The organism is Loigolactobacillus iwatensis, from assembly GCF_003950295.1.
Lineage (GTDB): Bacteria > Bacillota > Bacilli > Lactobacillales > Lactobacillaceae > Loigolactobacillus > Loigolactobacillus iwatensis.
Genome location: NZ_RHNP01000016.1, coordinates 58,015 through 67,254, shown reverse-complemented (window position 1 = coordinate 67,254; position 9,240 = coordinate 58,015). Strand labels below are relative to the sequence as shown.

General features: G+C 40.1%; 10 protein-coding genes. 8 read left to right on the top strand and 2 right to left on the bottom strand.

All coding sequences use genetic code 11. The features are described 5' to 3' along the window. Positions 1–173 precede the first annotated feature (173 nt). Entirely contained in the window at positions 174–1,043 is an 870-nt protein-coding gene (locus tag EKM98_RS05770) for an RluA family pseudouridine synthase (RefSeq protein ID WP_125981221.1), read from the top strand. A 130-nt stretch (positions 1,044–1,173) separates the two neighbouring features. Here the strand turns inward: EKM98_RS05770 and EKM98_RS05765 are convergent, their stop codons facing one another. Beyond that, a complete protein-coding gene (locus tag EKM98_RS05765; RefSeq protein WP_125981219.1) occupies positions 1,174–1,791 on the bottom strand; it encodes a hypothetical protein in 618 nt (205 codons plus the stop codon). Positions 1,792–1,949: 158 nt separating this feature from the next. On the opposite strand from EKM98_RS05765, the gene EKM98_RS05760 reads away from it, so the two are divergent. Together EKM98_RS05760 and EKM98_RS05755 are read left to right on the top strand one after the other, a co-directional pair. Further along, positions 1,950–3,044: an FAD:protein FMN transferase gene (locus EKM98_RS05760; RefSeq protein WP_125981218.1), complete on the top strand. Its 1,095-nt coding sequence runs from the start codon at positions 1,950–1,952 to the stop codon at positions 3,042–3,044. Positions 3,045–3,443: 399 nt separating this feature from the next. Next, on the top strand, positions 3,444–3,686 hold the full coding sequence (locus EKM98_RS05755) for a hypothetical protein (protein ID WP_125981216.1): 243 nt from the start codon (positions 3,444–3,446) through the stop codon (positions 3,684–3,686). Positions 3,687–3,893: 207 nt separating this feature from the next. On the opposite strand, the gene EKM98_RS05750 is transcribed toward EKM98_RS05755, so the two are convergent. Further along, positions 3,894–5,546 (bottom strand): phosphoenolpyruvate carboxykinase (ATP), encoded by a 1,653-nt coding sequence (locus tag EKM98_RS05750; RefSeq protein WP_125981214.1) that lies wholly within the window; start codon positions 5,544–5,546, stop codon positions 3,894–3,896. 134 nt (positions 5,547–5,680) lie between these two features. Between EKM98_RS05750 and EKM98_RS05745 the strand changes: the two genes are divergently transcribed. The 5 genes from EKM98_RS05745 (at position 5,681) to EKM98_RS05725 (ending at position 8,971) form a co-directional block, all read left to right on the top strand. Then, entirely contained in the window at positions 5,681–6,049 is a 369-nt protein-coding gene (locus tag EKM98_RS05745) for a hypothetical protein (RefSeq protein ID WP_125981212.1), read from the top strand. Positions 6,050–6,130: 81 nt separating this feature from the next. Next, the gene (locus tag EKM98_RS05740) at positions 6,131–6,760 is read left to right on the top strand and encodes a DNA-3-methyladenine glycosylase (RefSeq protein ID WP_125981210.1); all 630 of its coding nucleotides are present in this window, start codon (positions 6,131–6,133) and stop codon (positions 6,758–6,760) included. Beyond that, complete coding sequence (locus EKM98_RS05735; protein ID WP_125981209.1) at positions 6,757–7,251, top strand: DUF3013 family protein; 495 nt, start codon at positions 6,757–6,759, stop codon at positions 7,249–7,251. Before EKM98_RS05740 ends, EKM98_RS05735 begins: the two co-directional genes overlap by 4 nt. A gap of 23 nt (positions 7,252–7,274) precedes the next feature. Further along, the gene (gene prmA / locus EKM98_RS05730; RefSeq protein WP_125981207.1) at positions 7,275–8,225 is read left to right on the top strand and encodes a 50S ribosomal protein L11 methyltransferase; all 951 of its coding nucleotides are present in this window, start codon (positions 7,275–7,277) and stop codon (positions 8,223–8,225) included. Continuing rightward, positions 8,225–8,971 (top strand): 16S rRNA (uracil(1498)-N(3))-methyltransferase, encoded by a 747-nt coding sequence (locus EKM98_RS05725; RefSeq protein ID WP_125981205.1) that lies wholly within the window; start codon positions 8,225–8,227, stop codon positions 8,969–8,971. Before prmA ends, EKM98_RS05725 begins: the two co-directional genes overlap by 1 nt. Positions 8,972–9,240: the final 269 nt, after the last annotated feature.

The window sequence follows — 9,240 nt, the reverse complement described above, 5'->3', positions numbered from 1 at the left end:
AGTTTTGTCACTTATGAGTCTAACTGGGTTGGACTTTTTTGTTAAATTTCTAAATGTTACAAACTAGCACCACACGTATAATAAATAAACTAATTTAGTTAAATAATTGCTGGTTTTACTAAGGTAGATACGATCAATGGTAACTAGTTCGGCTAATTTTTTGGGGGATATTAATGGAATTTATGTGGCAGCAGCAGGAAGAAAAGCAAGCAATGAAAGATTTTTTAAACGAACGGGGAATTGGTAGTCGCTTTTTTCGTTATCTTCGTCAAAATGGTGGTCAAATTTTAATTAATGATCACCTAACTACTGGGCAAACTAATGTTGTACGCAATGATCAAGTTCGCGTTCGATTACCAGTGGAACGTGCTGATCCGCGGGTTGCAATCAGCCACCAGCCGCTAACTATTTTGGCCGAAGATGGTAACTGGCTAGTCATCAATAAGCCGGCCGGATTGACGACTGTTCCAGGACCTGCTAACCGCGTAGATACAGTAGTTAATCGGGTTAAAGGCCATCTAATTAACACTGGAGCACAGGATCAAGTTCCGCACATCATAACGCGCCTGGATCGCTTTACTAGCGGCATTGTTCTAATTGCTAAGCACCGTTTGGCACAAAATCTTGTTCAAACACAGACATTGGATAAAGTATATTTGGCTATAGTAACGGGCCGGTTAGAACAGGCCCATGATTTAATTGATGCCCCATTAGGGCGGCGGCCAAATGAGTTTAAGCAATCGGTTTTAGAAACAGGAAAATCGGCGCAGACAGAATATTGGTTAGAACGTTATTTACCTGATTTGGACGCCTCCCTTGTGCGTGTAAAAATATTAACGGGTCGGGCGCACCAAATTCGGGCTCACTTTGCCTATTTAGGGCACCCGCTCCTAGGTGATGAACTTTATCAGGGGCCGCTGAATCAGGGGATTAAGCGCCAAGCGTTGCATGCAAGTCGGTTAAGTTTCTTTGATCCTTTTACAAAAGCCATTAATCAGTATGAGGCTGAATTGCCAAGTGATTTTCAGAATCTGTTAGTTTAAAGTTAGTTATTTGTAGCTCTGCCGCGATCCGACCATGTTTAAATCAACGCATTTTATTTTAATAATCAAATTAATGACAAAAAAACTGACTAACCAATTGATTTTGCAACTTCAACTGGTTAGTCAGTTTTTAATCTGTTTTTGTTTCAGATTGTATTTGAAACGTTTTTTTGGCAATTTTTGGGGCAGTATATTGGTATAGATCATCGTAAATATCCCAAAATTGAATAAAGGCAATATCCTTCAATGAAATCGTTAGTGGGTCAGCAACGGTGTAGTTAAACTCGTAAAACGGCTGAAAAGTGAAGCCGTGAGTTGAGGCAGCCAAAATTCTGCCAGTTGGTATTATTTTGAAGCGGCCGCCAATTGTAACAAAAGCTCGTTTTTTTGCTAATAAAATAAGTAATTGCCGACTAAGATTCTTTTCCCAATGTTTAATTTGTTTCTGCCGGTCCGCTAATTTTAGTGGATCATAAAGTTGATGAGTCTTAGCGAAATCGATGTAGTGGTGGACAATGGCCAAATAGGCGGTTCCAACCTTGATTTTTTTGATTCGTTTTAGGGCAAAGAGGGTAAAGCCGTCAAATTGGCCTTCAGTGTTAATTGCCGCAATAATTAGCCAGCGATGATCGCTGGCAATTGGGAAACCAACCTCAAAATCATCGACTTGTTTTTTGACGTGGACTTCGATTAATTCATGCGTCTTTTTCGTTGCTTCAATTCGACTTAAAATTTTTGTCTTTTTCATAAATTTGCACCTCGCATTATGTTGCCATCATCATTGTAACGGATCTATTGTCTAATAGAAACGATAAAGTGTGAAACGTTACTTTTTTTATTGATTGTCAAAGTGTTACTAGTCCCTTAAAATAAGGAAGTAAGTTTGAATTAGAAAGGGTGCACAAAATGAAACCCAAGAAACAATGGTTACTTGGAGTTGTTCTATTATTAATTTTACCACTCATATTGAGTGCGTGTCAGGCTAAAAGGTCAACGGCTCCAGTGATAAAACGACCATATCAAAAAAGTGAGTTTATTATGGGGACGATTTGTACGTTGTCAATTTATAATAAAGGAAAAAAGGCCGTACTTGATAAGGGCTTTGCCAGAATTCATAAGTCCGATAACCAAGCAAGTTTAACTAAGAAGAATACTGAGTTAGATAAGATAAATCAGAATGCGGGTATTCGTCCGGTTAAAGTTAGCGCTGATATGTGGCCAATGGTGGAGAAGGCAATGTACTATAGTAAAAACTCCGCTGGTGCCTTTGATATGTCAATTGGGGCGATTACCAACCTATGGAAGATCGGACTACCTGGCGCGCGTGTGCCTAGTCAGGAGGAAATTGATCAAGCGTTACCGTTGGTTGATTATCATGATGTTCAGCTTAATGCCAAGAAACGAACCGTCTATTTAACTAAAAAAGGGATGCGCTTGGACTTTGGTGGGATTGCCAAAGGTTACATTGCGGACCAGGTTCGTGAGGTCTTTAAGAAAAATGGGATTACGACGGCCGTGATTAATCTTGGCGGTAATATAGTTGTGATGGGCCACTCACCAGTTGGCAAAAATAAACCTTGGAACGTTGGTGTTCAGAATCCGTTGGCCGCACGAGGCAAAGCGTTAGGGGTTATTCCAGAAAAGAATGTGTCGATCGTAACTGCAGGTATTTATGAGCAATATTTAAAGGTTAACGAACACAGGTATATCTATTTAATGGATATGAATACGGGTTATCCGTACGAGAATAACTTGGCGGGAGTAACGATTGTATCACCTAAGTCCGTTGATGGGGATGCACTATCCAATGCGGCCTTTAACAAAGGTGTTAAGGGTGGTTTGGCTTATATTAATAATAAACACAGGCAAAACATTCAGGCGATTTTTGTCACGAAGGATAAACAGATTTATCTAACCAATGGCCTAAAGAAGAAATTTAAGCTGAATACTGGTAATGGGTACCGACTGGGTGATCCAACTAAATTAACTGGTAACGAATAATTAATGATCTAGTTGGTGGAAAATTGACGTTAATCCAGAAACTAGATAACATAAATTTAATTATGTAAAATAAATAAAGCTGTTTACTTACTAAGTATTTAATAAGCAAACAGCTTTTTATTAGCAATATAAATAATAACGATCTTTTTTAATTTATTCTAATATGCTATTTAAAAATATCATTATTTAATTAAAATGCTGTTTTAAAGCAAGAACAAGATATTTTATGTATTAAAAGATTGATTGATGTTCATTAAAACTATGAACTATTATTTTAAAGCTTATATGATCTCTAAACCAAATCGGCCTACTAACTAGTTTATGCTTGGTAAAGCGCTTAACAGATGAGATGAATTGCGCTATATTAGAATGGATACTAATAAAAAAGAGGCAATAGGTATGGATGATACAAAGCAATTGGTAACAGTAATCTTAAACGATGAAGATGTTCACTATAAATTTGATACATCTGATAAAGCACATTTGGAAGTGGCCATTAACCAAATAAAAAATGATAAACGACCATTAAAAGCAGTCAAAGATGAAATTCAAGAGGAATTTGACAAGGCTGATTTTACCTACCACGATAATGTTAAGTCAGAGTCACAAGATGCAGATTTATTATTTTTAATTGATCGTTAACTATAAATTTGATTAAAACAATAAGGCGGCCGGGACTTTTTGTCCCGGCCGCCTTATTGTTTTAAAACGTTATTCTAGAGCGTGTGCCAAAAATCTGGATTCACGCACTTAACTACAGCTAATCCAATAGCCATAGTTCTGTTATTAGGCTAGCCTACGTGACGCAATAAACCCAAAACCGACTTTTGTCCCCTCTTATTTTGGGTCTTATGCACTAAGTTGGTTAATTAATGTTTGTAGACTTGTTTGAATTTCTGAAGGCAACTCTTGTCCAGCGTGATTTTGATCATAATTTTTCAGCCAGTCTAACCGAATTTCTAGGTGTGCCTTTAGCGTCGCAACGTAATCTGAGTTTGAAAAATCGACTGGGTAATCGGGTAATGCCAAGTAGCTTAAATAATTTAAAGATCCGAAATCTTGCCAGTTGGCGGCCTGATTAGCAATCTTTTCTAAAATTGCTAATGTGTCTTCCTTTTGAACCTTTGTACCATTATAGAAGCCAGTGTTCAGAATATAGCAAGCAACCCCTTGTTCGGCAAACAAGCCCTTAAAATCAGTGTAATCTTCCTTTAGTGGGTACGCACGGAATGGATCAGCAAATGGTTCAATCACTAAGGCTTTACGATCAATTTTGCCGACTAGGTTTTCGGCAGAAGAACGTTTTGTGGCCAACGTTACGCCTAAGGTGGCGGCCAAAACTGGATCAGAAACCTTGATAACAGGCGGGAGACTATCATCTTTCATGATCCAAAAAATGGCGTTAATTGGTGCACTTTCTTTATCTACCCGATTAGTAGAGGCATAACGCGATTTGACTGTTCGACCATTACCATTTCGCAGGTCTTCAGTAACCAAGGTCTTTTGACCGGCCGTATTTAAGGTAACGCCAACGTTCATCAGGGTCATAAAATACTCGGTTTCGGCCGTGCCGGAGGGATAATCATTCGTTTTATCGAAGTAGGCCGGTTCAAGCGCAACTGAGCTACCATTTTTACGGGAAATGACAAAGGCATCGTCATGCAAGACAGTTGTCTTGAAGCGGCCGCCGTGTTTTGCGTGGGTCAAAGTTGATTTTCCAGAACCAGAAAGGCCAAACATTGCGTAAACTTGGTCTGGTCGATCAGTAAAATGAAACGCTTTTTCACCACCATGGCAAGCAACGTAGCCATTACGGTGCGCAGTCGCCCAGGCCAATGTAAGTGTGGCCTTTTTTAATTCACCAAAATAACGTAATCCCAAGATAATGGCGACGTTATGCTGGGGATCAAAGAGTGCAAGTCCATTTGGAAAATCAGGGTGCTGAAAGTCAGGGTTGGCGTAAATAAAAATGTCGCCTTCGTTGTAAGCTGTCGAGGACTGATAACGTTTTGCGTAATGTTGATTAATGGTTTGAAAATTCAGTAAATAAGAAAGTAGATTATTTTCAAATCCTTTTGGAAGTGCTAAGTGGGCCTTTAATATAAAATCCTCGTCCAGGCCGACAACCACGCTGGTCTTGTAAAAAGTCTGCTTGGAGCCTTGGTAGATGGCCTCCCGGGCAATTTTGGCCATGGCCGCAGTATCAACGCCGGAATGACCAAGAATACGGCGTGCGGCTGCCGTTCGTCCGACTATTTGACCGTTATTATCAACTAGCATAACCGCGTCAGCAGGTAACCCAAGTTCATCAGCATATTTAATTGGTAGGTCAGTGACGATTGTTTCCGGGGCATCGTGGGCAAGGTGGTAGGCGGTTGCAACATCATCAACGGCCGTGATGTTATTTCCATAAAAGGCCGATTCAATCGTTGTCCGTAATTGTGAAAAGATTGGGTTAGTTTTGCGAATAGTACTTTCATTATACTGGCCAACTGTACTCATAAAATCACTCCTGTTCTTGTATCCGTTTTCATAATTGTAGCACAATCTTCTTTTTAGAAGAGCTATTTTACATCATGACTGGTTTAGCCTGGTTAGCTATGGCATAATGATGAATAAACTGGAGGCGGCTTAAAATGAATGAAACAATCACTTGGCGAATCATGTTTTATACGGCGAAATTTACGCGAAAGCAGGTCGAAACATTTGTAGCTGATTTGAAAAAGGAAACTAATTTTGGTGGCTATTCGATTGATCAAGTTACTTTTGATCGTGCGACCAGTGATTTGCTTTATATAACTTTTCAATTTGAAGCCCAACAAAAATTGGATGATCCGTTAATTCATAAAATGGTAAAATATTTGTATGCGCGAGCGGTACACCCAGGGCATCTTGACACAAAACAATATTACCAAATTGTTAATCAGTCTAGCCAGAAATTAGGCATTGATTATTTCACTTCTGGTGATAGACAGATGGATATTACGTTCTGGGGTACGGAGTAAATTAACTTATCCAGTTATCTTTTTATAAGATCATCCGCAAATGATTTAGTAATTTGGTGGCTGCTATTTTTAGGTGATAAAATGTTAGATGATTTTTTGGCAGGACGTTCAACCGTTGAAATTGCTCGTGATTTGTTGGGTAAAAAGATTTGTTATCAAACACCACAGGGAATAATTTCAGGTTATATTGTGGAAGATGAAGCTTACCTTGGTCAACGTGATCGTGCGGCTCACGCGTTTGGTGGGCACCGTTCGAAGAAGAACGAAGCACTCTATTGGCCGGCGGGAACGATCTATATTTACACAATTTACGGACAGTTTTTATTGAATATCATTACGCAAAAGAAGGGGAATCCCCAAGGAATCTTAATTCGTGGGGTGGAACCGGATGCTGGTGTTGCGCAAATGCAACTGAACCGACATCGGCCGAAGCGCTTGTACGATTTAACTAATGGACCGGGAAAATTAATGAGCGCATTTGGCATTCAAAATTTGAACTTGAATTTAAAGAATTATGTTAGTTCGCCGTTAACACTTGATGTAACGCACTATAAAAGGCCATTAGCGATTGCGGAAACGGGCCGCATTGGAATTAATGATAAGGGAGAGTGGCAAACGGCACCATTGCGTTTTTATGTTGCGCACAATCCCTTTGTTTCGAAGCTTGCGAAGCGTGAAATGAATTTAGAGAATAATGGGTGGCAAAAATGAAAAAAGTAACCTTATTGGATGAATTGGCGGAGCAAGTGGCCGCTTTTGATGATGCAAACGCAACATTGGCTTTAAACTGGGATCAACAGCATCACGTTTTTGAAATTACGATTGATTTAATCGCACAGAACAAAGTGGCACAGACTATTTTAGATGCCACGGGAGTCAGTTCAACCGATAAAAAAATTGAGTTTGAAGATCAACTATTAATTTATGATACTAAGCGTTTAGATGGTGCAGCCTACCAAACTGATTATTTAGCAATGATTCCCTTTACTGGGAAGCAAGGGTTGGCCAAACAACAAGTTGCTGCCATTTTTAGCTACTTAGAAGACGTTGTTGATAATGGTTTAAGTGATTTGATGACTTTCCTAAACGATGATGCAGTGACGACATTTCAATTAAAGTGGGATAATGTTGCTTATCAGGCTCAGGTTGCGGCCAATGGTTCAATTAAGGCCAGCGATTATTTACCATACCCACGTTTTTAGATTAATTAGATGGGAGAAATATAATGAAGTGGACAGAAGTAACAGTTAAAACCAGTAATGAAGCTGTTGAGGCCGTCGCCAATATTTTAATGGAGGCTGGCGCAACTGGGGTTCAAATAAATAATGCGGCCGATTTCAAACCAATTAGTGTTGGTAAGCATGGCGAGATTTTTGATCCATCAAAATTACCGCATATTCAGTCTGGTGCAGAGGTATCGGCCTATTATCCAGAGACTATTTTTTTGCCAGAATTATTACCCACTATCAAACAGCGTGTGCAGCAGCTAAGTCAATATGGACTTGACGCCGGTGCTGGGACCTTAACCACTGGAGATGTTGACGAGGGTGATTGGGCAACTGCTTGGAAAAAATATTATCATCCAGTTCGGGTGACGCGCTACTTAACTGTTGTGCCGAGTTGGGAGAAATACCAACCGCAACAGTCTCAGGAACAGGTTATTCGGTTAGATCCAGGAATGGCTTTTGGAACTGGAACCCACCCAACAACTAAGCTGACGTTGGAGGCGCTTGAAGATAAGGTTCGCGGCGGTGAAACGATGCTTGATGTTGGTACTGGTTCAGGTGTTTTAAGTATTGCGGCCAAATTATTAGGCGTCAGGCAGGTTTTTGCCTACGATTTAGATGAGGTTGCTGTTACTTCCGCCAAAAGTAATCTGGCATTAAACCCGATTGCGGCGGATGTTCAAGTAACTGCGAATGATTTATTACAGGGAATTAAACAAAAGGCAGATTTAATTGTGGCCAACATTTTGGCTGAAATCATTGTTCCACTGATTCCGCAAGTTAAACCACTTTTAAAAGCTAACGGTTATTTTATTGTGTCCGGTATTATTGTGGACAAGGTAGCGATGATCCGGGAAGCAATGACTGCTAACGGTTTTGTTGTTCGCCAGCAGCGTAATGAAGGTGATTGGTTTGCCTTGATTGTTCAATTACAGGAGGATGACGCTTAATGCAACGGTATTTTATGACGGCCGATGCGCATAAAATTGGGCAAACGTTCGCCTTGGATAGTGAGGCCGCCCATCACGTTACCCGTGTTATGCGAATGGTGGTAGGGGATAAAATTGAAGTTGTTTTTAATGAGCAGTTTGCTTTTCAAGCCAAAATCAAATCCATTGATGGAAAACAAGTTACTGTCCAATTAGAGAAATCTTTGATTAGTCAAAGTGAACTGCCCTGTACAGTGACAATTGTTTGTGGGGTTTCTAAAAAGGATAAGGCCGAATGGATTGTTCAAAAGGGAACTGAGATGGGTGCTAGCCAGTTTGTCTTTTTCATGAGCCAGTATGGCGTTGCAAAGTGGGATGAAAAAAAACAGCCTAAAAAGCAGGAACGGCTAGCCAAAATCGCCTTAGAAGCAGCACGGCAATCACATCGCCTAAGTGTTCCCAAAGTGGTTATTTTACCTAATTTAAAGGCTGTTACGCAGTTAACGAAGGATACGGGCATTGTCGCCTACGAAGAGGCGGCTAAACAAGGTGAAACGGCCCAATTGGTTAAGCAAGTTCGGCAAATGCAGACAGGACAGCGTTTAGTTGCCGTTTTTGGTCCCGAAGGTGGTTTAGCACCTGCAGAAGTCGCCTTGTTAGAAAATGCGGCGTTTGTTCCAGTGGGGTTGGGGCCGAGAATACTCCGTGCGGAAACAGCCCCACTTTATTTGTTGGCCGCTCTATCCGTAATTTGGGAATTACAGTAAAAAATGGTAAAATCTATAGTATTATCTGAATGTTAGAAATAGATGTAAAACACTTAGATTCTGCTCTGCAATTAATAGTTATGAGTGGGTGTCGTTCGGACTAAGATCGATTGAAGTCCCAAGTCCCGCCGAGAGTGCTGTAATTACGATTTCTAGGTATTGTTCCTTCCATTAAGGTGAAGCTTAACTAAGTTGAAATACAACAAGGTCATGCGCAAAATTTACTTTTAGGACACATTTAAACTAATTTGGTTGCAGAATACTTATGA

Excerpts from the sequence above, each read along its gene's own strand:
- EKM98_RS05725 (WP_125981205.1), top strand. The coding sequence starts at position 8,225 with ATGCAACGGTATTTTATGACGGCCGATGCGCATAAAATTGGGCAAACG.
- EKM98_RS05755 (WP_125981216.1), top strand. The coding sequence starts at position 3,444 with ATGGATGATACAAAGCAATTGGTAACAGTAATCTTAAACGATGAAGAT.
- EKM98_RS05770 (WP_125981221.1), top strand. The coding sequence starts at position 174 with ATGGAATTTATGTGGCAGCAGCAGGAAGAAAAGCAAGCAATGAAAGAT.
- EKM98_RS05765 (WP_125981219.1), bottom strand. The coding sequence starts at position 1,791 with ATGAAAAAGACAAAAATTTTAAGTCGAATTGAAGCAACGAAAAAGACG.
- EKM98_RS05750 (WP_125981214.1), bottom strand. The coding sequence starts at position 5,546 with ATGAGTACAGTTGGCCAGTATAATGAAAGTACTATTCGCAAAACTAAC.
- prmA (WP_125981207.1), top strand. The coding sequence starts at position 7,275 with ATGAAGTGGACAGAAGTAACAGTTAAAACCAGTAATGAAGCTGTTGAG.
- EKM98_RS05745 (WP_125981212.1), top strand. The coding sequence starts at position 5,681 with ATGAATGAAACAATCACTTGGCGAATCATGTTTTATACGGCGAAATTT.
- EKM98_RS05760 (WP_125981218.1), top strand. The coding sequence starts at position 1,950 with ATGAAACCCAAGAAACAATGGTTACTTGGAGTTGTTCTATTATTAATT.
- EKM98_RS05735 (WP_125981209.1), top strand. The coding sequence starts at position 6,757 with ATGAAAAAAGTAACCTTATTGGATGAATTGGCGGAGCAAGTGGCCGCT.
- EKM98_RS05740 (WP_125981210.1), top strand. The coding sequence starts at position 6,131 with ATGTTAGATGATTTTTTGGCAGGACGTTCAACCGTTGAAATTGCTCGT.